Annotated in this window: 16 protein-coding genes and 2 pseudogenes; 8 read left to right on the top strand and 10 right to left on the bottom strand. The window is 66.6% G+C overall.

Annotated features, from left to right (window positions below):
• Window positions 1-45: 45 nt before the first annotated feature.
• Window positions 46-1074 (top strand): SDR family oxidoreductase, encoded by a 1029-nt coding sequence (locus tag AAHG09_RS20805; protein ID WP_342109403.1) that lies wholly within the window; start codon window positions 46-48, stop codon window positions 1072-1074.
• Window positions 1075-1098: 24 nt separating this feature from the next.
• Here the strand turns inward: AAHG09_RS20805 and AAHG09_RS20800 are convergent, their stop codons facing one another.
• The 7 genes from AAHG09_RS20800 to AAHG09_RS20770 all read right to left on the bottom strand — a co-directional run bounded on the left by AAHG09_RS20800 (window position 1099) and on the right by AAHG09_RS20770 (window position 9119).
• Window positions 1099-1539: a cytochrome o ubiquinol oxidase subunit IV gene (locus AAHG09_RS20800; RefSeq protein ID WP_342109402.1), complete on the bottom strand. Its 441-nt coding sequence runs from the start codon at window positions 1537-1539 to the stop codon at window positions 1099-1101.
• Entirely contained in the window at window positions 1536-2162 is a 627-nt protein-coding gene (locus AAHG09_RS20795; protein ID WP_342109401.1) for a cytochrome c oxidase subunit 3, read from the bottom strand. The genes AAHG09_RS20800 and AAHG09_RS20795 overlap by 4 nt, the downstream gene beginning before the upstream one ends.
• On the bottom strand, window positions 2159-4261 hold the full coding sequence (locus AAHG09_RS20790; RefSeq protein ID WP_342109400.1) for a cbb3-type cytochrome c oxidase subunit I: 2103 nt from the start codon (window positions 4259-4261) through the stop codon (window positions 2159-2161). The genes AAHG09_RS20795 and AAHG09_RS20790 overlap by 4 nt, the downstream gene beginning before the upstream one ends.
• On the bottom strand, window positions 4258-5196 hold the full coding sequence (locus AAHG09_RS20785) for a COX aromatic rich motif-containing protein (protein WP_342109399.1): 939 nt from the start codon (window positions 5194-5196) through the stop codon (window positions 4258-4260). Before AAHG09_RS20785 ends, AAHG09_RS20790 begins: the two co-directional genes overlap by 4 nt.
• Window positions 5189-5320, bottom strand: a complete 132-nt coding sequence (locus AAHG09_RS20780) for a hypothetical protein (protein WP_342109398.1) — start codon at window positions 5318-5320, stop codon at window positions 5189-5191. The genes AAHG09_RS20785 and AAHG09_RS20780 overlap by 8 nt, the downstream gene beginning before the upstream one ends.
• A 278-nt stretch (window positions 5321-5598) precedes the next feature.
• Window positions 5599-7365, bottom strand: coding sequence for a glycoside hydrolase family 15 protein (locus AAHG09_RS20775; RefSeq protein WP_342109397.1), 1767 nt, complete (start codon window positions 7363-7365; stop codon window positions 5599-5601).
• A 77-nt stretch (window positions 7366-7442) separates the two neighbouring features.
• Window positions 7443-9119, bottom strand: coding sequence for a GMC family oxidoreductase (locus tag AAHG09_RS20770; protein ID WP_342109396.1), 1677 nt, complete (start codon window positions 9117-9119; stop codon window positions 7443-7445).
• Between the two features lie 144 nt (window positions 9120-9263).
• On the opposite strand from AAHG09_RS20770, the gene AAHG09_RS20765 reads away from it, so the two are divergent.
• The 4 genes and pseudogenes from AAHG09_RS20765 (at window position 9264) to AAHG09_RS20750 (ending at window position 13091) form a co-directional block, all read left to right on the top strand.
• Complete coding sequence (locus AAHG09_RS20765; protein WP_342109395.1) at window positions 9264-9716, top strand: DoxX family protein; 453 nt, start codon at window positions 9264-9266, stop codon at window positions 9714-9716.
• Window positions 9717-10275: 559 nt separating this feature from the next.
• Window positions 10276-11115: pseudogene (locus AAHG09_RS20760) on the top strand (aldo/keto reductase).
• A gap of 270 nt (window positions 11116-11385) precedes the next feature.
• A pseudogene (locus AAHG09_RS20755) lies at window positions 11386-12468 on the top strand (catalase family protein).
• A 53-nt stretch (window positions 12469-12521) separates the two neighbouring features.
• Window positions 12522-13091 (top strand): type 1 glutamine amidotransferase domain-containing protein, encoded by a 570-nt coding sequence (locus AAHG09_RS20750; RefSeq protein ID WP_342109394.1) that lies wholly within the window; start codon window positions 12522-12524, stop codon window positions 13089-13091.
• Between the two features lie 110 nt (window positions 13092-13201).
• Here AAHG09_RS20750 and AAHG09_RS20745 read toward each other — a convergent pair whose 3' ends face one another.
• The 3 genes from AAHG09_RS20745 to AAHG09_RS20735 all read right to left on the bottom strand — a co-directional run bounded on the left by AAHG09_RS20745 (window position 13202) and on the right by AAHG09_RS20735 (window position 16021).
• Window positions 13202-13615, bottom strand: coding sequence for an ester cyclase (locus AAHG09_RS20745; RefSeq protein WP_012322179.1), 414 nt, complete (start codon window positions 13613-13615; stop codon window positions 13202-13204).
• A 425-nt stretch (window positions 13616-14040) separates the two neighbouring features.
• A complete protein-coding gene (locus AAHG09_RS20740) occupies window positions 14041-15153 on the bottom strand; it encodes an alkene reductase (RefSeq protein WP_342109393.1) in 1113 nt (370 codons plus the stop codon).
• Between the two features lie 46 nt (window positions 15154-15199).
• Window positions 15200-16021: an alpha/beta fold hydrolase gene (locus AAHG09_RS20735; protein WP_342109392.1), complete on the bottom strand. Its 822-nt coding sequence runs from the start codon at window positions 16019-16021 to the stop codon at window positions 15200-15202.
• Between the two features lie 972 nt (window positions 16022-16993).
• Between AAHG09_RS20735 and AAHG09_RS20730 the strand changes: the two genes are divergently transcribed.
• From AAHG09_RS20730 to AAHG09_RS20720, 3 genes are all read left to right on the top strand, one after another.
• Window positions 16994-17878, top strand: a complete 885-nt coding sequence (locus AAHG09_RS20730; RefSeq protein ID WP_342106160.1) for an SDR family NAD(P)-dependent oxidoreductase — start codon at window positions 16994-16996, stop codon at window positions 17876-17878.
• Window positions 17879-18005: 127 nt separating this feature from the next.
• Window positions 18006-18812 carry an SDR family NAD(P)-dependent oxidoreductase gene (locus tag AAHG09_RS20725; RefSeq protein WP_342109391.1) on the top strand — a complete coding sequence of 269 codons (807 nt, stop codon included), beginning with the start codon at window positions 18006-18008 and terminating at the stop codon, window positions 18810-18812.
• A gap of 690 nt (window positions 18813-19502) precedes the next feature.
• Window positions 19503-20057: a class I SAM-dependent DNA methyltransferase gene (locus AAHG09_RS20720; RefSeq protein WP_342109390.1), complete on the top strand. Its 555-nt coding sequence runs from the start codon at window positions 19503-19505 to the stop codon at window positions 20055-20057.
• Window positions 20058-20180: the final 123 nt, after the last annotated feature.

Here is a 20180-nt window from a genome sequence, read left to right as displayed (position 1 = left end):
CGAGCGATGGACCGGAAAGCTCGAACCAACTTCGAAAGGTGAGCGATGACACACGAGAAGCGCCAGCACAGGCATCCCACCGTCGTCGTCACGGGGGGCAGTGCCGGCGTCGGCCGGGCCATCGCCCATGAGTTCGCCCGTCATGGCTGGAACGTCGCGGTGCTGGCCCGCGGCGAGGCCGGTCTGAACGGGACCGTCCGGGACATCGAGCGGGCCGGGGGGCGCGCCCTGGCGGACAAGGTCGATGTCGCGGATGCCGACGCGGTGATGCGGGCGGCGGACCGGACCGTCGAGGAATTCGGCGGCATCGACGTCTGGGTCAACGTCGCGATGGTGACGATCTACGCTCCGGTCCAGGAGACCACGCCAGACGAATTCAAGCGGGCGACCGAGGTGACCTATCTCGGGCAGGTCTACGGGACGCTTGCCGCCCTCAAGCATATGCAGCCCCACAACGCCGGATCGATCGTCTGCATCGGGTCGGCCCTCGCCTATAGGTCGATCCCGCTGCAGGCGAGCTACTGCGCCGGCAAGGCCGCCATCCGCGGCTTCCTCGACAGCCTGCGCAGCGAGTTGCTCCACGACGGGAGCCGCGTGCGGTTGACCATGGTCCAGTTGCCGGCGGTGAACACGCCGCAATTCGATTGGGCCCGCACCCGCATGCCCCGCCGGCTGGAGCCGGTCCCGCCGATCTACCAGCCAGAGGCGATCGCCCGCCACGTCTACCGCGCGGCCCAGACCATGCCCCGCGAGCTCTGGATCGGTGTCCCGACCTGGAAGGCGATCATCGGCAACATGGTCATTCCCGGCTGGATCGATGGCTACCTCGCCCGCCATGGCTATCGCGGCGAGATGACGAGCCAAGCCGCCCTCGAAGGGCGTCCGGACAATCTCGACCGTCCGGTGGATACGGATCCGGGGGCGCATGGGCGCTTCGACGGCCGCGCCCGCGAGTCCGTACCGGCGGCGGACCCTCGCTGGCTGAAGCTCGGGCTCGCTGCCGCGCTCGGCGCGGCGGTCGTCGGCGCCGTGGCCGTGGCCCGCGCGACCGAGCCGCCCCGCCGGCTGCGGTGACGGCCCGGGCGGCACCCGGTCCGGCTACATCATCCGCATGCGGAGGTTGAACAGCACGACCAGGGTGCCGCCCACCATCAGGCAGACGATGAGGCTCGAGAACAGGAGCAGTTGGAGGTCGTCGCGGTGTGAGCGCCGCAGGTCGATGTGCAGGAAGCAGCGGAAGTGGACGATGGCCTGGAGGAGCGCCAGGGCGAAGACGATGCCGAGCGCCGTCGTGCCCGCGGCCCAGCCCCACGTCACCACCACGAAGGCGAGGCCGGTGAGCCCCAGGGCCAGGGCATAGCCGATCCCGTAGGTGGCGAGGTCGCGCCGTTTCTCGGCGGCCCCGTCGGATAGGCCCCCCGCGCGGTCCGGACGCGGCGCGCCCGAGCCGCCCGAGACGGCGCGCGCTGCGGAGAGCAGCGCCGCGGCCCCGAACGCCTTCAGCAGCACCGCCCCTTTGGAAGGGTGTTGCCCGCTCATCCGAGTGTTCCCTGCAAGTAGACGATCGAGAAGATCGCGATCCAAATGATGTCGAGGAAGTGCCAGAACAGGCCGAGCCTCAGAAGGTCGAGCTTTACCCGCGCATCGGTCCCGTGGACCCCGATCTGGATGAGCATCACGACGATCCAGATGCAGCCGGCGGCGACGTGCAGCCCGTGGGTCGGCACCAGGGCGAAGAAGGCCGAGAGGAAGCCGCTGCGGTCCGGCGTGGCGCCATCCCCGAACATCGTCGCGAAGTCGTGGAGTTCAAAGCCAAGGAAGGCGAGACCGAGGAGGAGCGTCACGCCGAGCCACAGCACGAGGGTCGTGCGGGTCCGGTCGTACTTCAGGGCGATCCCGGACAGCCCGTAAGTGAGGCTGCTGGTCAGCAGGATGACCGTCTCGGTGAAGGCTGGGCCGAGCTTGAACTCCGCCGCCGGCCCGGGGGCGCCGGCGGTGGCGGCGAGCTGCGTGCCGTAGATCGCGAACAGCAGCGCGAACAGCACCGCATCGCTCATCAGGAAGATCCAGAACCCGTAGATGCCGAGTTCGGCATCCTCCGGCGGGCTCTGGTCCGGGCTGTCGAGGTGCAGCCCGATATGGGCCTGGGTCGATCCGCTCACGCCGCCACCTCCGCTGGGTAAGGCTCGGCTAGGCCGAGGTTGGCGGAACTCTCCTCTAATTGGCGCGGAACCGGACGGGTCCTTGCCGCGAGGGCGAGCCAGCTCTCCTCCCTGGCCTTCACCTCGGCGGCGGGGATCATCCGGTGGGTGTCACGGACGAAGCTGCGGGCGATCACCGCGAGCCAGGCCAGCGCGAAGCCGGACAGGCTCATCCAGCCGATGTGCCAGACGAGGCCGAAGGCGCAGACCGCGCCGCCGCCGCCGACGATCGGCCCGACCCAGCTGTTCTTCGGCACCACGATGTCGGTGTAGGTCGCGGCGGGCTTGTAAGCCCGTCCGTCTGCCTTGAACCAGTAGAAGGCATCGAGGCGGTGCACCGTGGGAATGGTCGCGAAGTTGTACTCGGGCGGCGGGGCGGGGATCGACCATTCGAGGCCGCGCCCGTCCCACGGATCGCCCACCGGTACGCGGTTCTGTTCACGGTCGCGCACGCTGACGACGAGCTGGACGAACAGCGTCACCAAACCCGCGAGCAGGATGAACGCGCCGATCACCGCCACGGTCAGCCAGGGTTGGAAATCCGGATCGAGGATGGATTGCGTCCGGCGGGCCATGCCGCCGAGCCCGAGCACGTAGAGCGGCATGAAGGCGAGGTAGAACCCCACCACCCAGCAGCCGAACGAGACCTTGCCCCAGCCCTCGGACAGACGGAACCCGAACGCCTTGGGAAACCAGTACTGGTATCCGGCGATCATCCCGTAGAGGAGGCCAGGGATCAGCACGTTATGGAAGTGGGCAACCAGGAACACCGAGTTGTGGACCACGAAATCGATCGGCGGGATGGCGAGCATGACGCCGGTGATACCGCCAAGGACGAAGGTCATGATGAAGGCGACGGAGAACAGCATCGGCGGCGTGAACCGGAGTTCGCCGCGAAACATCGTCCAGATCCAATCGTAGACCTTGACCCCGGTTGGGACGGCGATCGTCATCGTCGCGACGCCGAAGAAGGCGTTGACGTTGGCGCTCTGGCCCATCGTGAAGAAGTGGTGCAGCCACACCGTGAATGACAGCACGGCGATGGCCATCGTCGCGATGATGAGGGACTTGTAGCCGTAGAGTTCCTTTGACGAGAAGGCCGAGATCACCTCGGAGAAGACGCCGAAGGCCGGTAGGATGAGAATGTAGACCTCCGGATGGCCGAACAGCCAGAAGAGGTTCACATAGTTCATCATGTTGCCGCCGAGGTCGTTCGTGAAGAAATGGAACCCCAGGTAGCGGTCGAGGGCCAGCAGCGCTGTGGCCAGCGTCAGCGGCGGCATCGCGAAGATCATCAGGATCGAGGTACACAGGGCCGTCCAGCAGAACAGCGGCATCCGGGTGAGATGCATCCCCGGGCAACGCTTCTTGTAGATCGTCGCGGCGAAGTTCAGCCCCGACAGGGTCGTGCCCAGCGAGGACAGGGTGATCGCCCAGATCCAGTAATCAGGGCCGACGCCGGGCTGGAACGCCCTCTCCGTGTAGGGCGGATAACCGGACCAGCCGCCGGTCGAGAATTCCCCGATCGCCAGGGAGATCATCACGAGGCCCGCGCCCCCCGCCGTCAGCATCAGGCTGATCGAGTTGAGGAGGGGGAAGGCGACGTCCCGGGCGCCGATCTGGAGCGGCACGACGTAGTTGATGAGCCCGGTCAGGAACGGCATCGCCATGAAGAAGATCATGATGGTGCCGTGCGTGCTGAACAGCTGCGCGAAGTGTTCGGGCGCGACGATCCCCGGGGCGTTCACCGCGAGCGACTGCTGGGTGCGCATGAGCACCGCCTCGATCAGCGCCCGGCTGAGCATCACGCCGGCGATGACGATGTACATGATGCCGATCTTCTTGTGATCGAGGCTCGTCAGCCAGTCGAGGAACAGCGGGCGCCACCAGCGCATCCAGGTGAGGAGCGCCACGAGCACCACGGCGCCGATCACCACCATCGCCCCGGCGGCGGCGCCGATGATCTCGCTGAGGTTGGGGTTCTCCCAGGCGCGGACGAAGGGCAGCGCGTGCGCGTCGAGCCGGCCGAGGAGCGCGTAGCGGAGGGCGGCATCGGTCATCGGCGGTCCTGTGCCTCGGGGGCGCACATATTCGGGTCGTTCATCGCGACGATGGCCCGGAACAGGTCCGGGCTCACCGTCCCGAACTGGCTGGGCGAGGCCTGGACGGAGCGGGCGGAGAGGGTCTTGAAGGCCGCCATGTCGAGGGCCGACCCGGTCGCCCTCGCCCGGTCGACGAAGGCGCGGTAGCCGGCGTCGTCCTCGGCGCGGACGGGGAACTTCTGGTTCTGGAAGCCCATCCCGTTGAACTGGGCGTTCTCCCCGCGGAACACGCCCGGCCGGCTCGCCGCGAGGTTCAGCTGCGTCGTCATGCCGGCCATCGCGTAGATCTGGCCGGCAAGCTGCGGGACGAAGAAGGACTGCATCACCGTGGTGCTGGTCAGGCTGAGATGCACCGGCCGCCCGACGGGGATGACGAGTTCGTTGACGCTGGCGATCCCCTCGTCGGGGTAGAGGAACAGCCACTTCCAATCGAGGGCGACCACCTGCACCTCCACCGGAGGCAGGGTCGAGACGAGGGGCTTGTAGGGATCGAGCCGGTGGGTGTCCCGCCACAGGAACACCGCGAGGATCACCACAATGATGACCGGTGGGATCCAGATCAGTCCTTCGAGGGGCCAGTTGAAGCCCCATTGGGGCCTATAGGCGCTCTTGGTGTTGGACAGGCGGTAGTGCCACGCGAAGATCGGGGTCAGCACCAGCACCGGTCCGACGACGAAGAGCAGGATGAGGCAGACGGTCAGGAACAGGCTGCGGGTCTGTTCGGCCACGGGACCGGCGGCGCCGAGCATGCCGTGATCGAGGACGGCGCAGCCACCGAGCGGCGCCAGAGCGAATGCGATCAGCAGCATGGCTGGGCGCATGCGGGAGCGGATCGCCCGGCTGCGGCGGGCGACGTCATGACCGGTCGCGGGCGGTAACATCAGGTCAGGCATTGCCGCGGTGTCCGTCTCGGACCGCGGCTCGCTTCTGGCCTTCGGTGCCATCGGACAGGCCGACCGTCCCCACCCCCCGTTCGGCGACATGCGTCCAGCAGGCGTTGGCGACGGAGGCGGTCATGACGATGTCCAGGGGAGAAGGGCCAAACCGGCAGAATGGCTGCTGACGCAGGGAAGGACCGCGCCGCGCCGTGGGCAGCATCAAGTCTTCCGAAAGCATTACGCGATGACCGATCCGATCCCGCTTGATCTACATCTAGTCTGACGGTCTCGTGAGCGCCCGATGTCGCTCGCTGTGCGAAAGCGGGCAGCCTGATCCCGTGACGTCTGCCATCCCTCAAACCGAGCCAGCGCGGCGACAGCCGCCGTAACGGGGACATCCGGTCGCGCGAAGGGACCTCACCCACCGCCGCGGTCGATGACCGGGCCGCACAGGCCGAGCGCCGTGTTGACGATACCGAGATGGGTTAGTGCCTGCGGGAAATTCCCGGCCAGACAGCGGCCGGCTCCGTCGTATTCTTCCGAGAGGAGACCGACGTCGTTGGCGACCCCGAGCACGCGTTCGAGGTAGGATTCGGCGAGTTCCTGGCGTCCCTGAAGACGCAGGCAATCGGCCATCCAAAGCGAGCAGGGCAGGAAAGCACCCTCGTCGTTGCCGTCCCCCGTCGCCCGCTGTCGCCGGATGAGGCCATCCTGGTCGAGATCGGAGCGGATCCGTTCGATCGTCGCCGCCATGCGAAGCTCGTCCGCCGGCAGGAAGCCGACGAGGGGAAGGAGCAGGAGGCTCGCGTCGAGGGCGCGACTGCCATAGCTCTGCGTGAAGGTCCCGAGCCCGGCGTTCCAGCCGTCGTGGCAGATCTGCGCGTGGGCCTTATCGCGGTACGCCGCGAGCGCAACGCGCAGGGCGTCCGGCAGGTCGCCGGTCCGCAGCGCCCGGTCGAAGCCGACCCAGCACATCACCTTGGAATAGGTGTATCGCTTGGGCTCCCCCCGCGATTCCCAGATCCCCGCGTCGCGCCCCTCCCAGATCCGCCCAAGATGCTCGGCCAGACGCCGCTCCACCTCGCGCTGGTGGTCCGTAGCCGGGATGCCGGCCCGCCGGGCCAGCAGCAGGGTGTCGAGAACCTCGCCGTAGACGTCGAGCTGCAACTGGGTTGAGGCGGCGTTGCCGATCCGCACGGGGCGGGCCTCCCGGTACCCCTGCAGGGCATCCACGGTCCATTCGGATAGGTGCCGGGATCCGTCGCTGCGGTACATGATGCGCAGGCGTTCGGGTTCGCCCGCGACGGCCCGGAGCAGCCAGTCGCGCCACGCCGTGGCCTCCGCCTGGAAGCCGGCATTGAGAAAGGCTCCGAGGGTGAAGGTCGAGTCGCGCAGCCAGGAGTAGCGGTAGTCCCAGTTCATGCCTCCGGCGGGCACCTCGGGCAGGCTGGTTGTCGGTGCCGCGATCAGGCCGCCGGAGCGGCTATGGGTGAGGGCCTTCAGGGTCAGCAACGAACGCTTGACCGCGGCGGGCCACCGGGTCCGTCCGGCATCGAACGCCGCGATCCACCGTTCCCAGTAGGCCTGCGTGGCCGCGAGCGCCGCCCCGGCGTCGACATCCGGAACCCGCGTCGCCCAGGCGTCGGTGCGGGTCAAGATGAAGCTGCGACGCTCGCCCTCGCGCAGGGAAAACGCCGCCTGCGCCGCGCCGTCGGCGAGTGTCACGGGCACGCTCGCCCGCAGGGTCAGGCGATGCCGGCCCGCGCGGGCCACCGCGCCGCCCTCGCAGGCCTCCCACCAGGGACTGAGGGTCCCATAGTCGAAGCGAGGCCGCAGATCGCAGGCCATCGCGAGCGTGCCCGACAGGCCCTCAACGATCCGCACCAGCGCCGATACCGTCTCCCGGATCGGCATGAAGTCGGTGATCCGCACCGTGCCGTCGGATGTCGTCAGCTCGGTCTCGAGGATCAGGGTATCGCCGCGGTAACGCCGGGTGGACCCAATCACCGCGTCCCGCGGCGCGATCGACCACCGGCCGTTCGCCTCGGTGCCCAGGAGCGCACTGAAGCAGGCGTCATCGTCGAAATCCGGCCAGCACAGCCAGTCGATCGCGCCGTCGCGGGCGACGAGGGCGGCGGTCTCCCCGTCGCCAATCAGGGCATAGCTCTCGATGGGTTTGCTCAACGGGCGTCTCCCCGGACCCACCGGCGCCGGATCGCCAGTGGGCTCGTCTGATGGGCTGATGCGCGGGGGTCGGCCCGTCAGGCCAGACGCGCCCGAATATGGTCGGCGACCCGCAGGGCGTTGGCGATGATCGTGAGCGTCGGGTTCACCGCGCCGATCGACGGGAAGAAGCTTGCATCGGTTACGTAGAGGTTGTCGATCTCGTGGGCCTTACAGTTCAGGTCGAGCACGGAACTACGCGGATCGGTCCCGAACCGCAGCGTCCCCGCCTGATGGGCGGTCCCGCTGAGAGGGATGTTCTTGCCGAGGTAGAGCGAGCGCTCGAACAGGTAGGTATAGGCCCCCGCCGGCTTCAGCAGATCGGACAGCTTGGCGCGCAGGCGATCATGCGCCTCCCGGTTGTTTTCCTCAATATCGAGGACCACTCGGCCGTCGCGTTCCAGCATGATCCGGTTGTCCGGGTGGGGCAGGTCCTCGCTTTGGAGCCAGAAATCCATGGAATGCCGCGCGGCCATCTCGAACGGAGCGTTCGGCAGGAATCCCGTCCACTTCGGGAATTCCTCTCCCCGGATCTGATCGGGATGCGTCTTGGCACACATCTGGATCAGACCCATCGGATACTGCCAATCCTTAGACGCGAAGTAGAAGTCCGAAACCGCCATCGTTTTTTGGAAGACAGTGTCGTTCACGTCTTTCGAGAGCGCCATCAGCACGGACATGTTGTGGCGCATGTAGTTGCGACCGACCTGATCCGACCCATTGGCGAGGCCGTTCGGATGGGCGGCGTTGGCGGAGCGCAGGAACAGCAGCGCCGAGGACAGGGCTCCGCAGGCGACGACCACGATATCGGCGGTGTAGCGCTCCTCCCGCCCCTCGCGGGTCACCCGGACGCCGGTGACGGTCCGGCCGGCCGGGTCGGTCTCCAACCGCGAGACGTAGGCGTTGACGAGGAGCGTGACGTTGCTGTGCGCGGCAAGCGTCGGATCGACGGTCATCACCTGAGCGTCGGCCTTGCCGTTCAGCAGGCAGGGAAAGCCATCGAAGGCGTCGCAGCGGATGCAGATGCTGGTCGGCGTCGGCTTGCCGTTGCGCTCGTCGAGCTTGATCCCGAGGGGAAGATGGAAGGGTCGGAGCCCCTCTTTGGCCCAATCCTCCGACAACCGCTGGATGCGTGGTTCGTGCGTGACGGCCGAGTGATCATAGGGGCCGCTCGACCACGGCTCGGTCGGATCTTCCCCGCGCGTGCCATGGACCGCGAAGAGCTTTTCCGCCTGAGCGTAGTACGGCTCGAACGCGTCATAGGAGACTGGCCATGCCGGCGAGATGCCGTCCACGTGGCGGACTTCGCCGAAATCCCGTTCGCGCAGGCGAAACAGCGCGGCACCATAAACCTTCGAGTTGCCGCCGACATAGTAATGCAGGGCCGGACTGAACGATTGGCCGTCGCCGCCGAACCATGTTTCTTGGGCTTGGTAGGCACCGTCCACGAAGACTGTCTTCGCACTCCAGTTATCTTGCGAGCGTGGCAGGTAATCGCCGCGCTCCAAGAGGAGGATACGCTTTCCGGTCCCGGCGAGCCGTGCCGTCAGTGAGCCGCCGCCAGGCCCCGAGCCGATAACGATGATGTCGAAATGGTCCTGCGGCATCGGCCAGCCTTGTACTGAAGCGCATGTATAAGGATGCCGTCGATCGATAGACGGCAGCATTGTGGTATATTTTGAAGGAGATGCCTGGATGATCTGGCGAGCCCACACGGATAGGGCTCACTAATATCACGATCTATTGTGGAAGACCGCTCTTTCGTGAGAACGTTGAAGGTGCGAGTTCCTCGGGGCGGTCTTGTGCCTGAGACCGCTTACCTATCCCGACAAGGCTTTCATATGATTTGGATCAATCTGGTGGCCATTCCCCTGGCCGCCAAAATCTGCCTCGTCGGCATGTTTCCCTTAAGTGCCTACGATAAGGTTGCCCATTGGAAGGAGGCGATCAAGCAGGCGAAATCCGGCCCGCTTCCGTTTCCCAACCTCCTTCTTCTTCTGGGCATTGCCGTCGAAGCGATAACACCGCTGCTGATCGTAGCCGGCTTATGGGACAGAGCCGCAGCTCTCGTGCTCGCCGGTTTCTGTGCGGTGACAGCGGTGATGTACCATCAGTTCTGGACCTTTCCGCGCTTCTGGTCGCGGAAGGGCGAAGGCCGGGCGCACCTTTGGGACTTTCTCAAGAATTTCGGTCTGGTCGGCGGATTGCTGCTGGTGGTGATCGGTGGAAGCTACGCCCCTGCTTCGCAGGTGGCGACGCATCCGCTTTCGAACGGGCCGTGGGCTGCTGCCGCAACGCCCGGGACGCACTGAGGATATGCGGGATACACCGAGATGCGTTGAGGCTCGGACACGGCTGTCCGCTTGTGCGGCGGGCTCGCTCCGAAGCGGTCATTCCGCTTTCGGCCATACCACGTCACGCCGGACTGTCGGCGCGCGCAGGACCGGACATTCGGCTTCGCGCCCATTCCAGCCACTGGATGGCCCTCGTGTGCGTCTCCGAAGCAGACATCGATCAAGCCGGCGGCCACAACATTCTCATGTTTTGACACATCAGCGAGCTTTGGAAGGCACGCCTAAGCGCAAGATCGCAACATCCAGTTCTTTAGGCGGGGTACAGCAACGACGGAATGCGCGATCAAACGGTGCGGTATGACGGTGCGCACCGCCCAACAACATGCACAAGCCTACATGGACCGGCTGCTGACGCACGCCCTGAAGGGCGAGCTCAACCCGGCCTGCCTCGCCAACCACCGTTTCTCCCTTGAGGACGGACCGCGCGACTACGACATGTTCAATCACAAGACGGACAGCTGCGTGCGCGCGGTGTTCGCGCCTAAGGCGCACGTGCCGTCCACGGATAGGGAAATGCATGGAGCAGCGCCCGTTTGGTCCCGTGCCGCGCGAGGTTGCGGTGATCGGCCAGGGAACCTGGTACATCGACGACGCGCACCGGCTCTCCGCGGTCGCAGCGCTCCGCCGCGGCCTCGACCTCGGCATGACCCACATCGATACCGCCGAGATGTACGGCGACGCCGAGACCGTGGTCGGCGAGGCGATCGCCGGGCGGCGCGATAACATTTTCCTCGTTTCCAAGGTCCTTCCCAGCAACGCCTCGCTTGCCGGGACGGTGGCGGCCTGCGAGCGCTCGCTCGCGCGCCTACGCACCGACAGGCTGGATTGTTACCTGCTGCACTGGCCTGGCTCGCATCCGCTTGAGGACACCTTCACCGGCTTCGAGCGGCTGCGCGAACAGGGCAAGATCCTATCCTGGGGGATGAGCAATTTCGATGTGCCCAACCTTGAAGCTGCTTGGAAGGCCGGGGGCGAGGGCCGCATCGCCTGCAATTAGGTCCTCTATCATCTCGAGGAGCGCGCAATCGAGCACGCCGTCCAGCCCTGGTGCGAGGATCACGGAATCGCCGTCGTCGCCTACAGCCCATTCGGCCATGGCAGCTTCCCCGGCCCACGAACACCGGGGGGCCACGTCCTGGAGGAGGTCGCGGCGAACCACGGCGCGACCGCCCGTCAGGTCGCGCTTCGGTTCCTAGCGCGGAGGCCGTCCACCTTCACGATCCCCAAGGCGTCCAGTCCCGAGCATGCCGCCGACAACGCCAGCGCTGGCCAGCTGCGGCTGACGGAAGCCGAGATCATCCGGATCGACGCGGCGTTTCCGCGGGGTCCCCGACCACGCCGCCTCCCTATGTTGTAGGCCCGTGATACCGACTTGGTCAGGGCAGATGGTCGTCCCCCCGTCTCGCATTCCCGCCCGGCAACGGACGATTCCGGCAATAAGCGGGGGTTCGCGGATCGGCGGATCGTCCTAACGACCTACGCTGCCTGCTGAGGGGTGAAAGCGCCTCGAACATGCGTCGTGGCGACCGTTCGGCGGAGGGGCTGCTCTCGGGCTGCCAAGGAACTCGCTCGCATCCCGGGAGATGCCTTGGAACGACGATGATCGATCCGCCGAAGAGCGACGAGCATGACCTACCTTCGATACGCCCCCGGCATCGAGACGCCTGCTGCGGACGAGCAAAAGACGATTGACGGCATCATCGCCGGCATGACGCAGCAATCCGAGACGGTGGAGAGGCGCGAGCACCATGCGGTGCGGGCCAGCCACGCAAAGAGTTCGGCCTGCGTCACCGGCGAGTTGACGATCTCCGCCGGCCTGCCGCCCGAACTGGCGCAGGGGTTGTTTGCCACGCCCGGCACCCATCTCGTCGCGGTTCGCTTCGCTCAGGGACCGGGCGAGACGCTGGGCGACCGGGTCTCAACCCACCGCGGCATGTCGATTAAGGTGTTCGACGTCCCCGGCGAGAAGCTGCCCGGCCAAGCGGTCGACACCCAGGATTTCGTCCACGCGACCGGGACCACCTTTCCGTCCGGCACGGCGGCGGGCTTCCTGCGCGACGGCACGGTCATTGGCAAGTCGACCGGCCTGCCGGAGGGCGTGAAAAGCGCGGTGTCCTCCACCATGCGCAACCTCAACAAGGCGCTGCATGCCTTCGGCACCGAGAGCGCGCTCGCCGACTTCTTCGGTCATCCCTATAGCCACCCGCTGGCCGACAGCTACTTCAGCCAGGCGCCCGTGCGCTTCGGCGACCACGTGGCCAAGCTCGGGGCCGTGCCGACGGCCGAGGCCCAGCGTGCGCTATCCGAGTGGAGGCTCGACCCGAACCAGGACGAGGACGGCTTCCGGCACGCCACCGTCGCGTTCTTCCGGGAAAACGACGTGATGTTCGAGATCAAGGCGCAGCTCTGGGCCGATGCCGAGCGGCAACCCATTGAGGATGCTTCGGTCGACTGGCCGGTCTCGGTGAGCCCCTACCGGACGGTGGCGACGCTCCGCCTGCCGCGCCAGGACGCCTACTCGCCGGAGCGGGTGCGCTACTTCGACGAGGTGATGACCTTCCGCCCTGCGCACAGTCTCGCGGCGCACCGGCCGCTCGGTTCGGTTATGCGGGCGCGCCTCTAGGTCTACCAGGCGCTGAGCGATTTCCGCCACCGCGAGAACGGCGTCGCGGCCGAGGATACCGCCGGCATCGACCGCATCCCTGCGTGAGGAACGGCGCGAAGGCGCCCCCGTTAGATCCCGACACCCAGAAGGACGATGACATGAGCTTGCAGGGCAAGAAGATCGCAATCCTGATCGCACCGCGCGGTACCGAGGATCCGGAGTTCGCCAAGCCGCATGAGGCGGTGAAGCAGGCCGGGGCGACCGTGACGGTCATCGGTCTGGAGGCCGGCGAAGCCGAGACAGTCAACAACGACCTCGATCCCGCCAGTCGCTACAACGTGGACAGGACCATCGAGGGGGCGTCGGCCGCGGACTACGACGGCCTCGTCGTGCCCGGCGGCTGCGTTGGCGCCGACAAGCTCCGGGCGAGCAAGGATGTCGTGGCGTTCGTCCGGGACTTCTTCGCCGCGGGCAAGCCGGTCGGGGTCATCTGCCACGGGCCGTGGACCCTGATCGAGGCCGACGTCGTGAAGGGCCGGACGCTGACCTCATACCCCACGGTTCGCCGCGACATCGAGAACGCCGGCGGCACCTGGGTCGACGAGGAGGTCGTCTGCGACAAGGGGCTCGTCACGAGCCGCACGCCCAAGGACCTGCCGGCCTTCTGCGCCAAGATCGTCGAGGAGTTCGCGGAGGGGCGCCATCCCGACCAAGCCCGGAGCGCCTGAGGAGTCGGGAAGCCGACGATTGACTCTTGAGACCCGGGGCGGCCCATGGGTCGCTCCGGGTCATGTCCTGAGGACGTCCCGCGGCCGGGACCCCGTCGCGGATGCCTCCATCAACCCTCGATGGCGCCGATCTGCTTCAGGATGCCGAGCTCGTCGGACGAGCCCCACCGCTCGACCATCTTGCCGTCCACGAAACGACCGATCTGCATGCCGCGGACCTTGATGGCCTTCCCGGTCGGCTTGTGGCCGTTGAAATCACCCTGGTGCGTGCCGGTGAGCGTATACGCGAAGGCGACGCTGTCCCCGTCGGCGACGAGCTTCTTCACCTCGACCTGCATGTCGGGGAACGCCGTGCGGAGTTCGGTGAAGAAGGCCTTGTATCCCTCGGGACCCATGTGCTGGCCCGGAGCCGGGTCGTGATCATGGCAGTCCGGGGCGACGACCTCGGGGAAGGCGTCGAACTGGCCACCGTTGACGAGTTCTCCGAACTTCTCGGTCGCCTGGATGCTGCTCTCGCGGGACATGGTGCTCCTTGGGTTCGGATCGGTAGGATCGGGGCGTCTCAGTCGAAGGCTAGGAAACCCGCGCCATGCCCGGTCGTTGCACGCCGCCCGCGCGAGGCCGCGCTTGGACGCGGTGCCGGAGCGACGCGGCGCGCCGGCCCGCATGTCGGCACGGGTTGTAGGCGACCGAGGACGCATCCTCGGCGCCACGTCGCATACTCACCGACTTGGCGGCCTCGGAGGCTCGGAGCGCGATTTCGAGCAACTTGCCCCTGGTGGTGGTGACCCACGGCCGATGCCGGCCGGGGTACACACCGGCCGCTCGGTTCGATCCTGCCGGCAAGGCCGAGGTTGGCCGAGCGCTCACCCGCGCGCAGCAAGACATTCACACAATACCGGCCGTCGCCTCGGTCACAATCGGCGACGTGCCGATCTCCGTGATCGGTTCAGCGCCGTACCGGTACCGGCCCGTCCATGCCCGGCCAGTCGGAGTAACCGGTCGCACCGCCGCCGTACCAGTATTGCTTGGGTGCCTCGGCCAGCGGTGCCCCGCTCGCCAGCCGCCCGACGAGGTCCGGGTTGGCAAGGTAGGGCCGGCCGAAGCTGAACAGATCGGCGCGGCCCTCGGCCAGTTCCTTCTCGGCGAGATCCAGGGTGTTCTGGTTGTTGCCGATATAGGCGCCCGCGAACCGGCGCCGCAGGTCGAGGAAATCGACGCCGTCCGGCACATCACGGGTCTGCTGCGTGACGCCCTCGATCGTGTGAATGTAGAGCAAGCCGAACTCGTTGAGCGCATCGACATAGGCGCCGAAGGTGGCATGCGTCTCGGAATCGAGCGGTGTCTCGCCGGGCTGCGTCGTGGCGGGCGACAACCGGATGCCGACGCGGCTTCCGCCGTCCCAGGCCTCGGTCACCGCACGGACCACCTCAAGCGGGAACCGCAAACGATTCTCGATCGAGCCACCGTAGCGATCGGTTCGCTTGTTGGTCGAATCTCGCACGAACTGCTCCAGCAGGTAGTTGTTGGCCGAGTGGACCTCGACCCCGTCGAAGCCGGCGCGCTTGGCGTTCGCGGCCGCGCGCCGATAATCATCGACGATGCCGGGGATCTCATCGGTCTCCAACGCCCGCGGGGTGACGTGGGGCTTCATCCCCTCCATCGTGAAGGCAGTTCCCGCCGGCTTCACCGCCGAAGCGGAGACCGGGAGTCCGCCCCCTGGCTGCAGGTCGGGATGGGATATCCGGCCGGTGTGCCACAGCTGGAGGAAGATGCAGCCGTCGTTGGCGTGGACCGTCGAGACGATGCGCGTCCAAGCCTCGATCTGCTCGTCCGACCAGATGCCCGGCGTGTAGGCATAGCCCACGGCCTGCTGCGAGATATTAGTGGCCTCTGAGACGATGAGGCCGGCGCTGGCACGCTGGCCGTAATAATCGGCGGCGAAGTCCGGCGGTACGCCCGCGGTCGAAGACCGGCTGCGGGTCAGCGGCGCCATCACGATGCGGTTCTTGAGGTGCAGATCGCCGATTGTCACGGGTTGGAGGATCGGGCTCGTCGTCATGGTACCTCGGATTGTGTGTGCGGGGTAATGGTGAGCGGAGCGCGGGTCAGCCCTTCAGGAAGGTGATCAGATCCGCGTTCAGCCGTTCGGCATGGGTGAACGGCACGGCATGCGGCGCGCCGTCATAGACGACGAACTCGGCGCCGGGGATCGCGGCGGCTGTGGCCTTGCCCGACACGTCGATCGGCACGGTCCGGTCGGCATCGCCGTGGATCACGAGGGTCGGCACGCGAAACGCGGCCATGTCGGCGCGGAAGTCGGTCTCGGCGAAGGCCGTCACGCAGGCGGTCGTCGCCTTCGGCGACCCGCGCATCGCGAGGGTGCCGGTCCATTCGATCAGGTCGGACGAGACCGGCGATGAGAGCATCCCAACCCCGAAGAACGTCTTTGCGAAAGTCGCCATGAAGTTCGGGCGGTCCTTCTTCAGCCCGGCGATCATGCCGTCGAACACCGCTGGGTCGACGCCGTCTGGGTTGTCGGCCGTCTTGAGCATATAGGGCGTCACCGACGAGACGAGCGCGGCCCGAGTGACCCGGGCGCCGCCATGCCGGCTCATGTACCGGGCGATCTCGCCGCCGCCCATTGAGAACCCGACCAGCGCCACGTCCTGCACATCGAGGGCGTCGAGCACGGATTTCAGGTCGTCGGCGAGGGTGTCGTAATCGTAGCCGTCCCAGGTCTGGTCAGAGCGGCCGAAACCGCGGCGGTCGTAGGCGATGGTGCGAAAACCAGCCTCGGTGAGCGTCCGCTGCTGGAACTCCCACATGTCGGCATCGAGCGGCCAGCCGTGGATGAGCACGACCGGCCGACCGCGTCCCCAGTCCTTGAAAAAAAGCTGCGCGCTATCGTGGACCGCGATGAAGGGCATGATGGTCTCTCCGGTCGGACGATCGTCTCTCACACGACCGATTCCGGGCCGCCTAGGTTCCCCGGGGTGAAACCTGCGCGGATGGCGCACACCGCATTAAGTGCGCTGCGGAAAGCGCCGGTGGACCGCCGAGGAAACGCGCCGGATCATCTAGCGGCAACGGCTCGTCCGCACTTGACGAGTTCGTTCAGCCCGCAGCGCCAGACGAACCGGTGTCTCCGAACCACCAAGCCAGCGATCACAATCGCTAAACGCCTGCCTTGAGCGAGCGTTTATTTGCTTTCAAGCGCCGGATCTGAAGCGGTGAGCGACTGAGTTGGGTCAAAAGCAGACCCTCGCCTGGTAGATTGAGCTTCGACCCTGTTGTGCCCACCCCTCCACGTCTGCGAGGGTCCGAGGGACAACAAGGCACGCGGGCTCTGGGGGGAGCGCGACCCCGACCGCCTCGCGTGGTCCTGTCGCCTGATTGAAACGGTCGTGCCCGGCGATACGCGACGGGCCGAGCTGCAGGCCATGCTGGAATAGCGCTCACACGGGCCTTCGGCGTGTAGAAGGTCATCGCTCGCGACCTCTCCGAGGTCGAGGATCGTTGCAGGCGTGCGATGGGCGAGGCGCGGACCGGATCATCAAGCGTGCGAACCTAGGCCGAGGACGGCAGCTTTCCTTTGGCTAAGACTGGTTCAGGAAGCGGTCGCCTCCCACGCGTCCCGCCAATCCCCAGCTTACGGGAAACGGGAGCGAGCCAACCATGCAGAGAAAAGTCCTCGTCGCCGGCGCCCAGGGCGTCATCGGCCGCGCCGCGACGCTTCCGTGGATTTCTTCGCGAACCCCTGCCGTCGGAGTGCTCGCCTAGGCCAAGGCCGACGAGACCACGGCGGCTTCACATCGCGCAGTCGTTACATGCCGCAGTTCCATCCGGTGCGTTCGGGTCTACGACAGCCCTTCGACGGGGCGAGGATTCCGAGGCTCGCGATGGCAGATTCTAGTTCGAACTCCCTGTTCCGATTGGACGGTAAGGTCGCGGTGGTGACGGGTGCGGCCCGCGGCATCGGCCGGGCCTCCGCGGCCGCCCTCGCCCAGGCCGGCGCGGACGTTGTCGGCATCGACATCGCCGGGCCGGTCAGCTCGATCATGGAGGCGGCGAAAGCGACACCCGACGAGTTGGCGGATACGGGACGCATGGTCGAGGCCGCGGGGCGTCGCTGGCTCGGGCTGACGGCCGATCAGCGCGACATCGGCGCACTGCGGAACGCTGCCGACAGGATCGTTCAGGCCTTAGGCGGCATCGACATCCTGTTCGCTAACGCCGGCATCCAGGCGTTCAAGCCCCTACTGAAGATGGAGGATGCGGACTGGCATGATCAGATCGACGTCAACCTGACCGGCACCGCCAACGCGATCCGGGCCTTCGCTCCCCACATTGTCGCCCGCGGCGGCGGCCGCATCATCGTCACGTCGTCGACCCAGGGCCAGCACGGCACCCTGAACGGCTCGGCCTACTCGGCCTCGAAGTGGGGCATCATCGGGCTGATGAAGTCGGCCGCCCTCGAACTCGGCAAGCACCGCATCACAGTCAACGCCGTCATCCCCGGCCTGATCGACACGCCGCTGACGCGCCACGAGGAGCGGTACACGCAGGCCCTGCAGGTCGGCAACAAGGCGCCGTCCGGGAACGAGGCCGAGGACGAGGAGGCCGCCAAGGCGGCGCTCGCCGGCAAGTCGCCGCTCGGCGTGCCCTGGATCGATCCCGACGACGTCGCCCCGGCGGTCGTGTTCCTGGCTTCCGATGCCGCCCGCATGGTCAGCGGCACGAGCTACGCCGTGACCGCCGGAGACAGCGCCAACGTGACGGCCTGAGGCGAGAGCGTGCGGATACAGCCAGACAGAGAGTGAACCGGGCCGACAGCATTTGCCGCAGGATGGGTGGCCGCCGGAGCTCGGCGGTCCGCGTTCTCCATCCATCATTGCAAGGGAGTGCAGGCACATGGATCTCGGGATCTCAGGTCGCGTCGCCGTCGTCACGGGCGCGAAATCGGGCATGGGCCGCTCGACCGCCGAGCACCTGCTGCGCGAGGGCGTCCACGTCGTCCTGACCGACAAGGAAGGTCCCGAACTGCAGGCTACGGCCTCGGAGCTGGCGGCGCTCGGCCAGGTTCGCGCGGTCGAGGCGGACCTCAGCACGGCGAAGGGCATCGAGGTGCTCGCTGCCTTCGCCAACATGGCCTTCGACGACAAGCCCACCATCCTCGTCTGCGCCGCCGGCATCACGGGTGCGTCCGGCGACTTTCTCGAACTCACGGACGAGGACTGGATCGAGGCGATTCAGACCGACCTCATGGCCGGCGTGCGCGCGACCAGGGCCTTCATCCCGCATATGCGCACGGCAGGCTGGGGCCGGGTCGTACTGTTCTCATCGGAGGACGCCGTGCAACCCTACATCGAGGAGCTTCCCTACGCCGCCGCGAAGGCCGGCGTACTGAACCTCGCGAAGGGACTGTCGAAGGCCTACGGACCGGAGGGCGTGCTCGTGAACGCGGTCGGCCCGGCCTTCATCGCGACGCCGATGACCGACGCTCAGATGGAGAAGAAGGCCAAGGAGAAGGGCATCTCGTTTGACGAGGCGATCAAGCTGACGCTGGACGAGGAGCGCCCCGGCATCGTCGCCAAGCGCCGTGGCCGGGCCGAGGAGGTCGCAGCCGCGGTTACGTTCCTGTGCTCGGAACACGCCAGCTTCATCACCGGCGAGTTCCTTAGGGTCGACGGCGGCTCCGTGATGACAATGGGGGGTTGAGACGCGGTCGCGGGCCAATGGCCGTTCGGTGCGTGAACTGGCACCGAACGGTCGCTTTCCGAAGGCCTGCTTCCTCACGGCAATGGCTGGGTTGTGTCGGCAGGAGGCCGTCCGCTTTTGCGGCGGGCTGCTCCGAACCGGACCGGCCGTTTGCGGCCAGCTCCAGTCTCGCAAGCATGCGTCTCTGAATGCCTGGGATGGGTGGTTTCCAGCCGGGCCGCTTTCGAGCGACAGACACTTCAGAGCGGACGTTGCGGTTACACCCGCCTCCACCCCTCATGTACCTAGGAGCTGGCTGCTCGACGTTCAGACCAAGCATAGCCGTGCGGCCTATGGGGGCATCTCTGATGAGGGGGTAGCCGAGGGTCCGGTCTCAATCGCAACAGCATCGGAGCGGGCGACTGCGCTAGCGCCAAAGCGTTTTCTCGGAAGAACGCCGGCGCCTGTGCTCGGAACTGTCCCGACTGCGTGCTGTTCCCCAGTCTCACAGTTACTGGCACCCTGAGGTGTATTGTGCGCGTACGCGAGCCCGTCTCACGCCGTCACATGCTCCAGTCCGGAGCCGTTGCCGCCACGAGTACCTTAATCGGGATCAGAGGAGCCACAGGCTTGGAGACGACTTCCGACAGGCCCTCCGACGCTCCGACTGGCCGTCGAACGAAAACTCTGGATCAAGATTACTTCAGGGGCATGTACGCGACCGAGGCAGATCCGTGGCACTTCGCCACGAGCCCGTACGAGCGCGACAAGTATGCCGCGACGCTTGCCGCCCTGCCGCGCGCTCACTACGCATCGGCACTGGACGTGGGATGCTCCATCGGCGTGTTCACTCATCAGCTCTGCCGGCGCTGCGACACGCTGATCGGGCTCGACGTGGTGCCATCCGTTCTGGACGCCGCGCGGGCGCGATGCGCCGATTGCCCGACCGCGCGCTTCATGTTGGCCGCTGTTCCTGACGCTTGGCCAGACGGGCGGTTCGACCTCATCGTGATCTCGGAGGTAGCGTACTATCTCGACCGCGCCGATCTCGCGCGCTTGGTCGCGCGTGTCCGAGGCGCTCTGTTACCCGAGGCTGACATCGTTCTGGTCCACTGGCTCGGCGTGACCCACTACCCGCTCTCCGGCGACGAAGCAGCCGAAGGCTTCATCGCTGGCGCTCGGACCTTCGCGACGGTCGTGAAGCAGTCGAGGACGGCCGAGTATCGGCTCGACGTGCTACGCGGCAGCAAATCCGACGCCGGCTAGATGTTTGATCCCAGGGTTTGATGGTGCACTCTTCACGCTGGAGTGGAGGGACGCGCTATGGGCCAGGTTCTTCACGGCAGCGCCACAACGACGGAGGCGATCCGTCGAGCGATCCAGCATAGT

Origin of the sequence: Methylobacterium guangdongense, assembly GCF_038442355.1 — a bacterium.
In the GTDB taxonomy this organism is placed as follows: Bacteria; Pseudomonadota; Alphaproteobacteria; order Rhizobiales; family Beijerinckiaceae; genus Methylobacterium; species Methylobacterium guangdongense.
This window is presented reverse-complemented; position numbering and strand designations above follow the sequence as displayed.